Source organism: Paenibacillus sp. P4_A9, from assembly GCF_056402415.1.
In genome coordinates this window covers 31134-46945 of sequence record NZ_JBFUHL010000017.1, presented here as the reverse complement: position 1 = coordinate 46945, position 15812 = coordinate 31134, and the positions used below count along the sequence as shown (strand labels likewise).

Annotated in this window: 13 protein-coding genes; 6 read left to right on the top strand and 7 right to left on the bottom strand. The window is 46.9% G+C overall.

The window, feature by feature from the left end:
• Positions 1–191 precede the first annotated feature (191 nt).
• Complete coding sequence (locus tag AC1DVJ_RS14010) at positions 192–1655, top strand: S41 family peptidase (protein WP_477591699.1); 1464 nt, start codon at positions 192–194, stop codon at positions 1653–1655.
• Between the two features lie 121 nt (positions 1656–1776).
• A complete protein-coding gene (locus AC1DVJ_RS14005) occupies positions 1777–3060 on the top strand; it encodes a serine protease (RefSeq protein WP_477591623.1) in 1284 nt (427 codons plus the stop codon).
• 120 nt (positions 3061–3180) lie between these two features.
• Here the strand turns inward: AC1DVJ_RS14005 and AC1DVJ_RS14000 are convergent, their stop codons facing one another.
• Entirely contained in the window at positions 3181–4002 is an 822-nt protein-coding gene (locus AC1DVJ_RS14000) for a flagellar motor protein MotB (protein WP_477591621.1), read from the bottom strand.
• The gene (locus AC1DVJ_RS13995) at positions 3986–4780 is read right to left on the bottom strand and encodes a flagellar motor protein (protein ID WP_477591619.1); all 795 of its coding nucleotides are present in this window, start codon (positions 4778–4780) and stop codon (positions 3986–3988) included. Before AC1DVJ_RS13995 ends, AC1DVJ_RS14000 begins: the two co-directional genes overlap by 17 nt.
• Before the next feature lie 271 nt (positions 4781–5051).
• Here AC1DVJ_RS13995 and uvrB point away from each other — a divergent pair, with 271 nt between their 5' ends.
• The 4 genes from uvrB (at position 5052) to AC1DVJ_RS13975 (ending at position 10961) form a co-directional block, all read left to right on the top strand.
• Positions 5052–7049: an excinuclease ABC subunit UvrB gene (gene uvrB / locus AC1DVJ_RS13990; protein WP_477591617.1), complete on the top strand. Its 1998-nt coding sequence runs from the start codon at positions 5052–5054 to the stop codon at positions 7047–7049.
• A 38-nt stretch (positions 7050–7087) separates the two neighbouring features.
• Positions 7088–9970 carry an excinuclease ABC subunit UvrA gene (gene uvrA / locus AC1DVJ_RS13985; protein WP_477591615.1) on the top strand — a complete coding sequence of 961 codons (2883 nt, stop codon included), beginning with the start codon at positions 7088–7090 and terminating at the stop codon, positions 9968–9970.
• Positions 9971–10272: 302 nt separating this feature from the next.
• Positions 10273–10422, top strand: coding sequence for a hypothetical protein (locus AC1DVJ_RS13980; protein ID WP_477591614.1), 150 nt, complete (start codon positions 10273–10275; stop codon positions 10420–10422).
• Between the two features lie 335 nt (positions 10423–10757).
• Positions 10758–10961: a hypothetical protein gene (locus tag AC1DVJ_RS13975; protein WP_477591612.1), complete on the top strand. Its 204-nt coding sequence runs from the start codon at positions 10758–10760 to the stop codon at positions 10959–10961.
• Between the two features lie 74 nt (positions 10962–11035).
• Here the strand turns inward: AC1DVJ_RS13975 and AC1DVJ_RS13970 are convergent, their stop codons facing one another.
• From AC1DVJ_RS13970 to AC1DVJ_RS13950, 5 genes are all read right to left on the bottom strand, one after another.
• The gene (locus AC1DVJ_RS13970; RefSeq protein WP_477591610.1) at positions 11036–12004 is read right to left on the bottom strand and encodes a sugar phosphate isomerase/epimerase family protein; all 969 of its coding nucleotides are present in this window, start codon (positions 12002–12004) and stop codon (positions 11036–11038) included.
• Positions 12005–12055: 51 nt separating this feature from the next.
• Complete coding sequence (locus AC1DVJ_RS13965) at positions 12056–13210, bottom strand: MBOAT family O-acyltransferase (RefSeq protein ID WP_477591608.1); 1155 nt, start codon at positions 13208–13210, stop codon at positions 12056–12058.
• A 95-nt stretch (positions 13211–13305) separates the two neighbouring features.
• Positions 13306–14229: a hypothetical protein gene (locus AC1DVJ_RS13960; protein ID WP_477591606.1), complete on the bottom strand. Its 924-nt coding sequence runs from the start codon at positions 14227–14229 to the stop codon at positions 13306–13308.
• Positions 14230–14310: 81 nt separating this feature from the next.
• Positions 14311–15510, bottom strand: a complete 1200-nt coding sequence (locus AC1DVJ_RS13955; RefSeq protein WP_477591604.1) for a class-II aminoacyl-tRNA synthetase family protein — start codon at positions 15508–15510, stop codon at positions 14311–14313.
• Positions 15511–15517: 7 nt separating this feature from the next.
• Positions 15518–15769 (bottom strand): acyl carrier protein, encoded by a 252-nt coding sequence (locus AC1DVJ_RS13950; protein WP_477591603.1) that lies wholly within the window; start codon positions 15767–15769, stop codon positions 15518–15520.
• Positions 15770–15812: the final 43 nt, after the last annotated feature.

Here is a 15812-nt window from a genome sequence, read left to right as displayed (position 1 = left end):
CATAAGAAAGCATAAGTTTTCGGTTCCCGAAAATAGGCTTTCTTATTGGCGATAAAACCTTCCGCTTAAACGCGGTCGCTCATCCTTGAATGACTTCGATGGAGGTTTTTTCATAAATATAGAGGGGCTTGTCATATACTATAGCAGGCCAACTCAAATTCGGTTTTTGGAAAAAGGATGTGAATTTCGCTTTGCAATTCAAAGGTCGCACGGTCATCGTATTTGTTTTGTTAGCTATGTTTGCAAGCAGCATTGTTACATTAACGATTGTAGATCCATCCTTCACTTGGGGACAGAAAGAACAAACAACGGGTGGGACAGCTACTTCGGTATCCGCTTCGTCTGGTCTCTCAAGCAAGGATTTAAACAAAATCGCAACCACGTTTCAGCTGATTGAAAGCAAGTATTTGAAGCAGCCTGATCATGATCAACTGGTTAACGGGGCTATTAATGGGATGTTGGAATCATTAGAAGATCCGTTTTCCGTTTATATGGATCAGAAGGAAGCGAAGCAGTTCGACGAGAGTATTACATCCTCCTTCCAAGGCATCGGGGCTGAGGTATCGCTCGAGGATGGTAAATTCGTCATTGTATCACCAATTAAGGGCTCACCTGCGGAAAAAGCAGGGATTCAATCCAAAGATGTCGTCCTCTCTGTGAATGGCGATAAATTGGACGGGCTTACCTTAAATCAAGCGGTTATGAAAATCCGCGGACCGAAGGGTACGCAAGCTAAGCTAGATTTATTGCGTCAAGGCACAGGAGATCCGGTGCAAGTCATCGTAGTTAGAGACAATATTGATGTCGAAACGGTATACGGTGAAATGATGCAGGATCAGATTGGTAAAATTGAGATTCGTCAGTTCTCTTCGAATACAGCAGTACGTTTTGCAGAAGAATTGAAAACTCTTGAGGCCAAAGGGATGAAGGGACTTGTCATCGATGTCCGTAACGATCCAGGCGGTCTACTGAACGTCGTTGTTGATATCGTGAATCCATTCGTGAAGAGTGGGGCATCCATCCTTCAAGTGGAGAATCGTGACGGAAAGCGAGAGCCGACACCTTCCACAGGTAAAGGTAAGAATTATCCAGTCACCGTGTTGATCAATAAAGGAAGCGCGAGCGCATCGGAGATCTTAGCAGGCGCGTTCCAAGAAGCGGTGGGCAGTAAAATAGTGGGGGAAACGTCCTACGGAAAAGGGACGGTTCAAGTGACGTTCGAGAAGGAAATGGGCGACGGCAGCAATATCAAGATGACCGTGTACAAATGGCTTACGCCAAATGGTAACTGGATTCACAAAAAAGGCATTACGCCGGATATCCCGATCGAGCAACCGGCTTACTTCAAGGCAGCGCCGCTTACGAAGAAAGAGGTATTAAAACAAGACAGCAACAGCGATGATGTGAAGAATTTGCAGCTGATGCTTGCTGGTATTGGTTTCAATCCGGAGCGGACGGATGGCTATTTCAATGACAAAACAGCGCTGGCCGTCAAAGCGTTCCAACGGACGAATGACCTGCCAGTCACTGGTGAGGTAGATACGGATACAGCGGCCAAAATCGAAAAAACGATTTTAGCACAAATCCGCGATCCGAAGAACGATTCGCAATTGAAAGCGGCTGTCTTTCAAATTCAGAAGCAACTCGGGAAATAATGACCGTTAGTTAATGGAAATTGTTCAGAGCGGCAGGAAATGAGCATTAACAGTCGAAATAGTGTAGGAAGGTTGCTTAGGCGGCCTTCCTATTTCTTTTCATCAAGGAGCCTAGATTCGTATGGATGTGTGGTTTCAATTATTGGACAGAATGCTGCTGGCTGTGGGGCAGTTGTTTGCGAATCCTTTCTACTATATAGGCATTGTATTTATTGTTTTGCATTACAGAAAGCAAATCCAACTAGAACGGAAGCTGTTTCACACGCGTCTTCATTCCTTATTGAATGAAACGTGGCGTGTGGTGCTTTGGGGCTGGGTAGGCGGGCTGGGAGCCTCGGTTCTGCTCTTTTTCGTCGGAATAAACATACAACTAAATGTGGTGATCGTGCTCTGGATCGTCACGGTAGTACTGATGATATTCCGCATCCGATTCCTATGCTTAGCTTATGCAGTAGGGATTCTGGGAATTGTACAAGTGATTTTCTCTTGGTTTCCAAATGAAGCGAGTCTACGCGAGTCCTACGCGATTCTCGAAACCATTGCGAGTGCAGATATCCCATCTCTGTTGGTGATTGTAGGCGTGCTGCACCTCTTAGAGGGTGTACTCGTTGGTTTCCAAGGGGCGAGAATGGCCACGCCGCTGTTCCTTGAAGGAAAGCGCGGGCAAATGATTGGCGGGCAACAGCTGCAAGGCTTCTGGCCAGTCCCGTTGTTTCTCTTAGTGCCGATGGCAGGCGGAAGTGAGCTTGGCTTGCCGTGGCAAACCTTGTTTGCTTCCAATCTGAGCGCAGGCTGGACAATGCTCGCGTTCCCAGCGATGATTGGTTTCACGGAGCTGACGATTTCGAAGCTACCGAAGAAGCAGGCTCGCTTCAGCGCTAACTTGCTCTACGTGTACGGACTCATCCTGCTAGGTGCAGCAGTTGTTGCCCACTACTGGTCGCCGCTGGTGCTGCTAGGCGCTATTCTTAGCATAGCCCTTCACGAAGGGCTGCTGCTCTATAACCAGTGGGTAGAAGCGAAGCAGACGCCCTTCTACATTCACTCCGAGCGCGGGCTCATGGTGCTTTCGGTTGTACCGAACAGCCCTGCCCAAGGGCTAGGCATTGGCGTCGGCGAGATCATCCACAAGGTCAATGGGTACAAAATCAAGTCGAAGACCGATTTGCACGCGGCCATGGGGATCAACTCGGCCTTCTGCCGACTGGAAGTGTTGAACGATCAAGGAGAAGTTCGCTTCTTGAAGCGAGGTATTTTTGCCGGCGATCATCATCAGTTGGGCATTCTATTGGCACCGGATCAGGATGTGCTGTACTTCTTGGAGCAGCGTCCGATACACTTGTTTAGCTATTTGCGAAGCAAATTAACGGGGTTATTACCGAATAATTCAACGAAGTCATTGTGAGAAAGAGCTGTCCTCTGGGTAGAGAAATCTACGGAGAGGACGGCTCTTATTTCACTTGGAACACAACAAAGCCCTATCTCCACAATGTAGTGGATATAGGGCTTCTAAATGACGGATGAATTATTGTACTGGCGTTGTTGGAGCAATATCGTTCCTTAAAACAATGATTTCGACGCGGCGATTTTTACTGCGATTCGCATCGCTCGAGTTGGCCACTTGGGGCATGGTATCTGCATAGGCGGTGGCAATGAATTTGTGATCGTCCAGTTTAGCGGTATCGCTGAAATAGCGAAGCACGGAAAGGGAACGGGCAAACGAGAGTCCCCAGTTATCCTTATAAGGAGACCCGGGAGCAAGCGGTAAATCATCCGTATGACCTTCAATGCTGACCTTACTTTTTAGTGATGGGAAGAGCGAAGCCAGCTTTTGCAGAATCGGGAGGGATGGCGCCTTCAGATCCGCTTTACCCAAATCGAACAGGAATAAATCGTTGAGCGTGATCGCCACACCGCGATCCGTATCTTTGGCGGATACTTGCGCCTCTAAATTTTGATCCTTAATATAGGCTTGTACTTGTTTCAGAAGATCCTGAAGCTCTTTCTCGCGCTTTTCTTTCTCGCTGTCTTCAGGCTTCGTCTTGTCGTCTTTTTCTTCCTTATCAACTGGATTCTTATTCGGAAGATCCTTGTCCGGGCTATCCGCGTTGCCCTGTGTGGGATTCATGGAACCGCTGATACCATGATTTCTGTCCAAGACGGAGTCCGCTTTTTGGAACTGGAGGTTTAAGGCTTGTGCCAATACGGAATACTTTTGAACATCAACTTTACTCATCGCATACATAATAATGAAAAAAACAAGCAGCAGCGTAATTAAGTCAGCATAAGTAATGAGCCATCTTTCATGATTAACATGCTCTTCGTGCTTTTTACCGCGCCTCGCCATTAAATTCATCCTCCTCTACGGCTTTTTTCTCTGATTTATCGTGGAGGAAGGAGTTCAGTTTTTTCTTAATCAATTGCGGGTTTTCACCGGCTTGTAAGGCAAGGATGCCCTCTAGCATCAATTCCATTTCATTGACCATTTCTTTACCGCGGATTTTGATTTTGTTAGCGATGGGCAAATAAACCAAGTTGGCGCTCATAACTCCATAGAGAGTAGCAGTGAAGGCTACGGCAATGGCAGGACCAAGCGTGGCAGGTTCCTCTAGATTACCGAGAACGTGAATAAGTCCCATGACCGTACCGATGATTCCCATCGTTGGCGCATATCCGCCTCCGGCTTCGAATACCTTTGACATATTATTAACTTGGTGTTCGATGGCGTCCATTTCGAGTTCTAGAATTTGTCTAGTCAGCTCAGGATCTGTTCCGTCTACAACCATCAGCAATCCGTCTTTGAGGAACGGGTTCTCATGCTCCTGAGCGCGTTGCTCCAGGGCAAGTACACCTTCTCTGCGAGCGATGGAGGCCATATCAACAATTTCGTTTATGGTTGCTGCAGGATCTCTTTTGACTTGCTTGAAGGCAATGCCGAGTGCTTTGGGGATTTTGGCTAAAATAGAGCTAGGAAAGCTCACGGCAACTGCACCGAAGGTTCCGCCGAACACGATAAGCATGGCGCTGGGGATGATCAAAGAATTGACATGACCGCCATCCCACATATATCCGCCGATTAAACCTACAAGACCTAATAGTAAACCTAATACTGTTGTCAAATCCATGACTTTACCACTCCTAATTAGCATACGAAGAATAGGGTCCAAGACACGCCAAAGCCGCCTTGTGTAAGGCTAAAACAGATAAAGCTGTTTGCATCCATGATTTAAAAATAGTATAATGACAAAACGAGAACAAACATTCTTATGTTGGATAGTTATTTGCAATCCTTCATATAAGTACGAAAAAGTTCCATAGACTTCTATATCGGAATGTCGAATGGGAAAGTTTATAGGATAAAAGTTCGATTTATTTCGACAATGAGGGTGATAATGGATGAGTGAACTCGTCATGAGCTCTAAGAAATTTGAGCTTGTATCAGATTTTCTGCCGCAAGGGGACCAGCCTCAAGCTATTGAGGAGATCGTCCAGAGCATACAAGCCGGCAACAGGCATCAAACGCTGCTAGGTGCAACGGGAACAGGGAAAACGTTCACAGCAGCACAAGTGATAGCGAAACTAAACCGACCAACCTTGATTATTGCCCACAATAAAACTTTAGCGGCACAGCTGTGCAGCGAATTTAAAGAGTTTTTTCCTCATAATGCGGTATCCTACTTCGTTAGTTACTATGATTACTACCAGCCAGAAGCCTACATTGCCTCCTCCGACACTTACATCGAGAAAGATTCCAGCATCAATGAAGAGATCGATAAGCTTCGTCACTCGGCGACAAGCTCCTTATTTGAACGTCGCGACGTCATTGTTGTTGCCAGCGTATCGTGTATTTACGGTTTGGGTTCACCAATGGAATACGGTAATTTGCTGCTCTCTTTACGAGTAGGGATGGAGAAATCGCGCACGGAGATTCTGCACAGACTCGTAGATATTCAATATCAACGCAATGATTTGAACTTTGTTCGCGGCACGTTTCGTGTACGTGGAGATGTTGTGGAGATTTTCCCAGCCTCGCATAGTGAACATGCGATACGCGTAGAGCTATTTGGCGATGAAATTGAGCGCATTACGGAGATCAATGTCCTCACAGGCGAGATCATTGGTCAGCGTGATCATATTGCTATTTTTCCAGCCTCTCACTTCGTGACGCATGAGGACACGATGAAGCGTGCGCTCGTGAACATCGGTCAGGAGTTGGAGGAACGGCTTGCCGAGCTGAAGGACCAGGGTAAGCTTCTGGAAGCCCAACGTTTGGAGCAGCGTACACGCTATGACATGGAAATGATGGAAGAGATGGGCTTCTGCTCAGGTATTGAGAATTACTCAGGACCGCTGACATTCCGTGAGCGGGGGGCAACGCCGTATACGTTGATAGATTATTTCCCAGAAGACATGCTGTTCATGGTGGATGAGTCTCATGTTACTTTGCCGCAAATTCGCGCGATGTTTAATGGGGATAAAGCACGGAAAGATGTATTGGTAGACCATGGTTTCAGGCTTCCTTCTGCTTTGGATAATCGTCCTCTGCGTTTCGAGGAATTCGAAGAGAAGGTCAGTCAGATTTTATATATATCAGCAACGCCAGGACCTTATGAATTAGAGCATTGCCCGACCATGATTCAACAAATTATTCGGCCAACGGGGCTGTTGGATCCGATTATTGAGGTTCGACCAACCAAAGGTCAAATCGATGATCTGATCGCGGAGATACATGATCGTGTTCGCAAAGACGAGCGGGTGCTTGTGACCACCTTAACGAAGAAGATGTCGGAGGATCTGACGGACTACTTTAAGGAAATTGGCATAAAGGTGCGTTATTTGCATTCGGATATTAAGACATTTGAACGGATGTCGATTTTGAGGGACTTGCGTTTAGGGACGTTCCATGTGCTAATCGGGATCAACCTTCTTAGAGAAGGGCTCGATTTACCAGAGGTTTCGCTTGTCGCTATCCTAGATGCGGATAAGGAAGGCTTCCTGCGTTCCGAGCGTTCGTTAATTCAAACGATTGGTCGTGCGGCGCGTAATTCGGATGGTCGTGTTATCATGTACGGAGATAAAATCACCGATTCCATGGCGAAAGCGATATCGGAGACCAATCGTCGTCGAGCGCTACAGGAAGCTAACAATGAGAGATTGGGTATCACCCCGCAGACGATTGCTAAGAAAATCCGGGATGTCATCGAGGCGACCAAGGTCGCAGAGCAGAAATCAGACTATCTGGCTGATGTGAAGGGTGCTAAGATGTCCAAGAAAGATCGAGCATCCCTCATTGAGCGCTTAGAAGTTGAGATGAAAGAGGCTGCGAAGAATCTGCAGTTCGAACGTGCAGCACAGCTGCGTGACGCCATAATGGAAATGAAAGCTGATGCTTAGATTAGGGTTCAGCTTCACATAGGAGAGGAAGGGTATCTGTGTCTAGAGATCAGATCGTTATTAAAGGAGCTAGAGCTCACAATCTTAAAAATATTGATGTCACCATCCCGCGTGATAAGTTCGTTGTTCTTACGGGCTTGAGTGGATCGGGGAAATCATCACTGGCCTTTGATACGATTTATGCGGAAGGGCAGCGGCGCTACGTGGAGTCGCTATCTGCCTATGCGCGTCAATTTCTTGGGAATATGGATAAACCGGATGTCGATTCAATTGAAGGCTTATCGCCAGCCATTTCAATCGACCAGAAAACCACAAGCCGTAATCCACGTTCCACGGTTGGAACCGTAACGGAAATTTACGACTATTTAAGGCTATTGTACGCTCGTATCGGGCGACCGCACTGTCCTACGCACGGCATTGAGATTACCGCGCAAACCGTAGAACAAATGGTGGACCGCATTATGGAGTACCCGGAGCGCACGAAGATTCAAATTCTCGCACCCCTTATTTCCGGCCGCAAAGGTGAGCATTCCAAGCTGTTTGTGGATGTTCAGAAGCAAGGGTTCGTTCGGGTACGGGTGAACGGGGAAACGATTGACCTCTCAGAGAAAATTGAGCTCGACAAAAATAAGAAGCATACGATTGATGTCGTTGTTGACCGTATCGTGGTCAAGGATGATGTCCAAACGCGTCTGGCTGACTCCCTTGAAACAGCGCTGAAATTAGCGAATGGCCGCGTCATCGTGGATATTATGGATAAAGAAGAACTGCTGTTCAGCCAGAACCTGGCGTGCCCAGAATGTGGATTCAGTGTCGAAGAGCTTGCGCCAAGGATGTTTTCTTTTAACAGTCCTTTTGGTGCTTGCCCGGATTGTGATGGTTTAGGCAGTCAGATGATTGTCGACCCAGATCTTCTCGTTCCTAAAATGAAGCTAACGATCGAAGAGGGTGCATTTGAAGCGTGGGCAGGCAGTACGTCCAATTACTATCCGCAGTTTCTAGCTGCCGTTTGTGAGCACTATGGGATTCCTCGTAATGTACCTGTATCAGAGATCAGCAGCGACCAATTGAAAGTGATCCTCTATGGAACCGGCGGAGAGAAAATTCGTTTCCGCTATGAGAACGATATGGGTGCTTCCAAGGAAGCGTTGGTTCCTTTCGAAGGGATTATTCGCAACTTGGAACGCAGGTTCAAGGATACCTTCTCAGAGGGCATTCGCGAACATATCCAGACCTACATGAGCACGAAGCCATGTCCGAAGTGTAAAGGGCACCGCTTGAAGCCTGAAACACTTGCCGTAACGATCAATGGTAAGAATATCTCCTACGCAACCTCCCTTTCCATCGGAGAAGCGGAAGAATGGTTCAAAGGATTGAATTTGAACGAGCGTGAGCTGACGATTTCGAATTTGATTCTGAAAGAAATTCGAGCACGCCTAGGGTTCCTTGTGAATGTCGGACTAGATTATTTGACGATGCACCGTGCGGCAGGCACTTTGTCAGGTGGAGAGGCGCAGCGTATTCGATTGGCTACGCAAATCGGTTCGAGCCTCATGGGCGTCCTCTATATCCTCGATGAGCCGAGTATTGGTCTGCATCAACGGGATAACACACGATTAATTCAAACGCTTGAGCATATGCGGGATCTGGGCAACACACTTATCGTTGTTGAGCATGATGAAGACACGATGATGGCGGCAGATTACATCATTGATATTGGTCCTGGGGCCGGAATTCATGGTGGACAGGTTATTGCCCAAGGTACACCAACAGAACTGATGAAGGATGAGAACTCCTTAACAGGTCAGTATTTGAGCGGCAAGCGATTCATCCCGATTCCAGCTGAGAGACGTAAGCCGAATGGTAAATGGATCGAAGTGAAAGGCGCCAAGGAAAATAACTTGCGCAATGTATCAGCCAAAATACCATTAGGGGTATTCACTTGTGTGACCGGCGTATCCGGCTCAGGCAAGAGTACCTTAATTAATGAAATTTTGTTCAAAACGCTATCCCGTGATTTGAACGGAGCCAAAGTTCGTCCGGGCGAGCATAAAGAAATAATCGGATTAGACCAAGTCGATAAAGTCATCGACATCGATCAATCCCCAATTGGACGTACACCACGTTCCAATCCAGCGACCTACACCGGCGTATTCGATGATATTCGTGATGTGTACGCGAATACGAACGAGGCGAAGGTGCGCGGCTACAAGAAAGGCCGCTTCAGCTTTAATGTGAAGGGCGGCCGATGTGAAGCTTGCCGCGGGGACGGCATCATCAAGATCGAGATGCACTTCCTGCCAGACGTTTACGTACCTTGCGAAATCTGCAAAGGCAAACGCTACAACCGCGAGACGATGGAAGTGAAGTACAAGGGCAAGAGCATTTCTGAAGTGTTGGAGATGACGATTGAAGACGGCTGCGAGTTTTTCAAGAACTTGCCGCGCATTCATCGCAAGCTGAATACACTTCTCGATGTTGGCCTGGGCTACATGACCCTCGGCCAGCCAGCAACCACGCTGTCAGGCGGCGAAGCCCAGCGTGTGAAGCTCGCGGCGGAGCTGTACCGCCGCAGTACAGGCAAGACGATCTACATTCTGGATGAGCCCACGACGGGGCTGCACATCCATGATATCGATCGTCTGCTGAAGGTCCTTCACCGCCTCGTAGAGAGCGGTGAGACGGTACTTGTCATCGAGCATAACCTCGATGTCATTAAGACGGCGGACCACCTCATCGATCTAGGACCCGAAGGTGGTAACCGCGGGGGCTTGATCGTGGCGGCAGGTACGCCTGAGGAAGTCGTGAAGGTGGCCGGGTCCTATACCGGCCAGTACTTGAAGCCGATCCTCGAGCGGGATCGCGTGCGCTCTGAGGACTATGCAAAGCGATTGGATGTCCTAGAAGGCTCCGTTAGTTAAAAAGCGACAAAAAGCTTGGAATTTGGTGTTTCATAAGCCAATTCCAAGCTTTTTTCGTTTCAGTCTTCTTATGTAAGCAGAATATGTCAAATTTATGTGGAATCGTCATTATAGAATTTTGCTAATACTTAATTGAATGAGTCAGGCTTCGACAATTTAACCCTCTATCCTTTTCTATGCTATTAGGCCTATAATAATAGTAAGTAACAGTGAACATCTCCCTCTCCCTCTACCTAACCATTGACATGATGATTGAGAGATATAGCAGTTCTAATCTAATTCACGTTGTGGAGGCTAGTAATATGAAACTGACGTTAGAGCTTCAGGAAATTGTATCTGCTTTAGGGATTGATCCTTTCCGATTTCTAGCATGGCAGGAAAAAGAGCTAGCCTACGCCCGATTAAACGAATTCCCGGACGCTGAAGATCACCAAGATGCGTTAGCCGTGTAAGGACGGTCCTAAATGTCAATCGATATAAGCCCGTACGGTACTCTCCGTACGGGCTTTGTCGTACATAAACCGGGAAATCGATGTCAAACATAGAATGGAAACTTCGGTAGGAGCAGAGTTATAAATCGTCGCCTAGATGGACATTTTATACCTACGAGGGAAATTAAAGAAATCAGGACCTTATGCCCCCAAAATGTGCGCCCGACCCAAACAAAAGGTGACAAACTTGTTACACATCGATGCAACTACTTGCATCTCGTGTCCAATCGAGCTAACATAGTATTAAAATAGCAGGACGTGTGCCTTGCACCGAGTTACTATAAGGAGGTTTCACCATGTTATTCGCAGAAGCAGCTGAAGCATCAACAAGCACGTATACAAGCTTTGATATCTATGTGTTGATCTTCACAGTGATTATTGGTATTGCCGTTATCCGACAATTGATCAACCCTAGAAGAAATCTCTTTGCGCTCGGATTTGCAACTGTATCACTACTCGTATTCCTCTTCATGGATGTTATCATGATCAAAGGTTGGTAGTACATACAAGCAAACAAAAGCCCGCTGGACTTTAGATCGTAAGATCTTGAAGCCTGCGGGCTTTTTGTCTTATATCACACCCACCACATTTCACCAAGAGGTTCCTTGATGAGCACTTGTTGTAGGTTTTGTACGGCTTTGGAGAAGCCTTCGTCAACGGACATCAAGCCGTCTTCGTGTTCAATACTAACGACATAGTCATAACCAACCAGACGCAATGCGCTGATGATGTCTGCCCATACCTTCATATCGTGGCCGTAGCCAACAGAACGGAACTGCCAAGAACGATCCAGCATGTTCGCGTAGGATTGCATGTCAGTTACACCGAAACGGTTCGTATTATTGTAATCATGCGATGTATCTTTGGCATGGAAATGGTGAATTGCGTTAGCGCGACCGAGGATTTGAACCGCTTGAACCGGATCAATTCCTTGCCACCACATGTGGCTCGGATCCAAGTTAGCGCCGATCACTTCACCTGCAGCTTCGCGAAGACGAAGAAGGGTAGCTGGCGTATGTACGGAGAATCCACCGTGCAGCTCTAGACCGATTTTGATATTACGATCTGCAGCGAATTTACCTGTTTCTTGCCAGTAAGGAATGACTTTGTTCGTCCACTGCCAGTCCAAAATCTCTTGGAAATCATTCGGCCAAGGCGCTACCGGCCAGTTCGGATACTTTGCGTCCTCGTGGTCACCCGGGCAGCCGGAGAACGTGTTAACAACAGGGACTTCAAGGCGCTCAGCTAATTCAATCGTTTGTATAATAGCATCGTGAAACTCTTTCGCGATGTGTTTTTGCGGGTGAAGAGGGTTACCGTGCGCACTTAGTGCGCTAATCGTCAAGCCGCGGGACTCTACCGCGTGTTTAAAAGCTTTTAGTTTTCCTGCATCAGCAAGCAGCTCAGCTGGGTTGCAATGGGTATTACCTGGGTAGCCACCTGTTCCAATCTCAACAGCTTCCAAGCCTTTTGCAGCAATATAATCCAACGCTTCCTCGAAAGGTTTTCCACCGAAAAGAACCATAAAAACGCCTAACTTCATTCGATTACACCTCCATAATTGATAAAAGAATCAGATCAAATTATACCACTATCATCCAGTAAAATGAAGCAAGCCTTTATAGATTCGAAGCACCGTATCATAATTCGAGCTGTAAATAATGACCGAGAACGTAACCAGTGTTTGCGTAACGAAACAACGGAAGTAGAAGTAGGTTTTGGATACCTTTTTCTTATTCACAGTGGTGAGTTTGAAGATATTCTCGACCGCAATAATAATGCCGTGGTACAACCCGTAGAGGAAGTACAGCCACGTAAAGCCATGCCATAAGCCCATAAGCACCATGATCAGGATGGAGAGGCTTGCGGTTAGCCCGACAGAAGGAGTTTTGCGTGAGAAGAACATAAAGATGTGATCTCGGAAAAAATCACCCAGCGTGGCATGCCAATTCCGCCAAAACTGCGTCATGGAAGGCGAGAAGAGAGGCTTTTTGAAGTTCTCAGGCATCGTATAGCCCATCAATCGTCCAAAGCCAATGGCCATATCGGAATAGCCCGAGAAATCGAAATATATGAGCGCATAGAACCAAACTAACAGAAATAACGATTGATGCGTGTGAAGCTCCTGCTTCAAGACGTGGTCGAAAACTCCAGTCATCCAGGTTACGACGACAATCTTTTTAAATAGGCCTAGAATAATTCGCTTAATACTGTCTTCAAAGAGCTTGGCATCTACGGTGTAAGGCTTTTTGCTGTCGGCCATGAAATCACGGAATTTCAGGATCGGTCCGGACGTAAAGGTCGGAATGAACAAGAGATAGTTCGCATAATCAATGGCCGGCACTTCGCCTTCTTTTCCAAAGAAATAAGCGAAATAATACGAATCAATCACTTTGAGAACATTGTAAATCAGACCTAAATAGATGATGGCATCGAACAAGGGATTGCTGAAAACTCCCATAACGAAAAAACGAACACCGAGGAAGACGCCCACGATATTCGCGGCGATTCCCATAATAAAGGTGGCTTTCCGCCAAAGCGTCGTACGGCAAAGATACACAAAGCCGAAATAATTAATAATGGTAAAAGCGGCATAGAAAACGACCAACTTCTTACTAAATAGCAGTAGAAAGCAGAGGCTGAATATGATCATCAAAATGCGCTTATTATCCGCCCACTTGCGGGTGAGCATCAGAACGGCAATCATGCCACTCATCGCGACCATCGCGTTCATGTGCATATAAAACATAGCTAAAGAACTCCTCGCTTGCTAGAACTGATCTTAGAACTTTTCATAAATGAACAATCCCTTGCCGGTAAAATAGATGAAAACCAAGTAAAGCATCACGAGGTAGATGAGGATTTCGACGGTTTTCCTAAGGAATTTAACCATGTGTCAACCTCCTTCGTAAATAGCGGTGCTCCCTCTTCGCGGTTCAAGTGGACGAGGTCATGGAAATAACGCGGCTCATAAGTATGCATGAGATCCAGTGTCGGAACATTCGCTGCCTTAAGCTGGTCATTGACCGCTTCCCTCAGTGAAGCCACATAGGGCGGATCGGCGTAGCCTTTGTTCCACGGCATCCAAATCACACGCAGCGCGAGCTCATGCTCATCGGCATACTGGAGAACCCACTGTAGGGCATCCAGATTGTCCTTAAAATCCTTCAAGGTCATGGCGCCGAACCGTTTATCGTAGTCGTCCCACTTGGTCTTCAGGGCAGCGTCGTCCTTACGACCTGGGTACAACTCCTTATCAATCCAACGCGGCTCATAGGCAAGACTGCCTTTGCTCAAATTGCGAGCAAATTCCACGCCTGAATCACGGAAGTAATCACGGTACGTATACACATAAGGCTGGTACCATGGCTTGAACCACTGGTAGGTAGGATCCGTTTCCAAAGGGTCCAGCATGGTATGCACATCGATCCCGATGACAAGCTCCTCTTTCACCTGGTAGAGGTTGTCCTTAAGGATTCCCTTTAAGTCGGTCAGCTTGCCGTAAGAAAGCCCCATCTCAACCAAATGGGCGTCAGACTTCTCTTCGATATACGCGCCTGTCACAGCCGAATTACCGAAGAAAACCGGACCCGTGTGGGACCAGCTGTGATGGTAGAGCGTTTTGGTAAAGTCGTTTTTGTAAAAACGGCGTGAAGACGCCATCGGGTTCCACCAGGAGATGAGCAGGTCGGAGACGACGATGGCGAGCAATAGGCCGAGTGCAAAGCTGTTTTTTTTAAGAAAAGTAGTTACTTTCAATAGAATCACTCATTATCTTCGTAGTGGTTAAAATGAAACCCAAGGACTCGTTCGTATAGGACGAGAACCCTGGGGTAATTAAAGTGCGAATTACAAAGCCTTCTCTTGCCAAGCGTGGAACTGCTCACGGAACGTGGCAGGCCATTGCTGCTCATCGAGACCGTACTGCGCGAGGAACGCGAACGCCCAACGCTCAATACCGAAGCCTACGCAGCCTGTAACAGCGTTACGTTTGCCCATTTTAATATTAAACGCATTGCCGAATGTGTTGCTATGGAAATTGACAGAGGAGCAGGCAATAGATTTCTTCACATGAGGGATGTTCAAGCGAAGCTCATACTTCATCTCCTGGTTACGTTGGAAGGATGCTTTCACTTGGAAATCGTTCGTGAAGAACGGATCGTTCGCGATCTCCATCATGCTGTCTACGTTCCACTCAACGGCCAATTCTTTGAGATATTCAATCGACTTCAAGCGATTCTCTTTCACGAACTCAGGCTTACCGACGAAAATAATTTCGCGCATCGAGAAGTCGAGTAGGCGTCCGAAGTCGGAGTGGTTTTTGGACTCGAAACGATGACATTTCGCAATTGCCGTCACGACAATGCCGTCGCCTTCCAAGGTTTCGTTCTCCAGCCCTTCATAGCAGTGATAGCACGTGGAAGGGTTCATCATGAAGTTAGGCTTCACCATGTTGTTATCCAGCGCCAATGGCTTCTCCTGGTCCCAACCGCCAGCTTCGCGGATAGTTTGGGAGAACGCTTCGATGACATCGAGATCTTCACGCAGATGTGTTACGAAATGAATGTGCTCTGGGAACGAAGTGAAATGATTCGTTTTGTTCAACGTATGACTGTTGATGACCGCAGGATATTGTTCCTCTTGCACACCTTCGAAACGTCTAGCGATTTTGCTAACGAACGAGTAGTCAAGAAAACGCATCAAGCTGGAGAAAGGCTCACGGAAAATGAAGAGACCGGGCTCTAACACCTTAATCGCCTTACGCTCAGCGAGCTCAGCAATAATGTCGCCTTCATACGGCGTGTCGACTTTATTTTCGAACAAAATATTTTCTTTAAAACCGAAATCACCATGGGAGAAACGCTCAATAAGGCGCTCAACTCGTTCCGTAATACCCTTATCGCCGTTTGGTGAGTTGTGGGTGATGATGATGTGTTCATCGATCAAAACGATTTCTTGAATATGCTCATCTGCGAAAGCAGAGGCATATTTGACTTGACCGTGCTGGCTTTCAGCTAAACCCGCCAACGAAATTTTAACTGTATTCATCAGTTGCTTACCTCGCAGTCTTCTTAGTAATAAATTCGGCAATTTCATTCACCGTGTTCATGGGATAGAGCATGAGATCCTGATTCGTCACTTGCAGGTTGTACGTTTTCTCAATGTGAGCGATGAGGGCTGTTGCCCCTACGGAATCAATGAACCCATAATCGAATAAATGAACATCAACATCGAAATCATCGTCATCCTCGGCAATTTCGTAACGCTCGCGAATATGCTGCTCTAGCTCTTCTAATAAATTAGACATGGGGGGAAGCCTCCTGATTTCAATAAAAGTAGGTAAATACTAA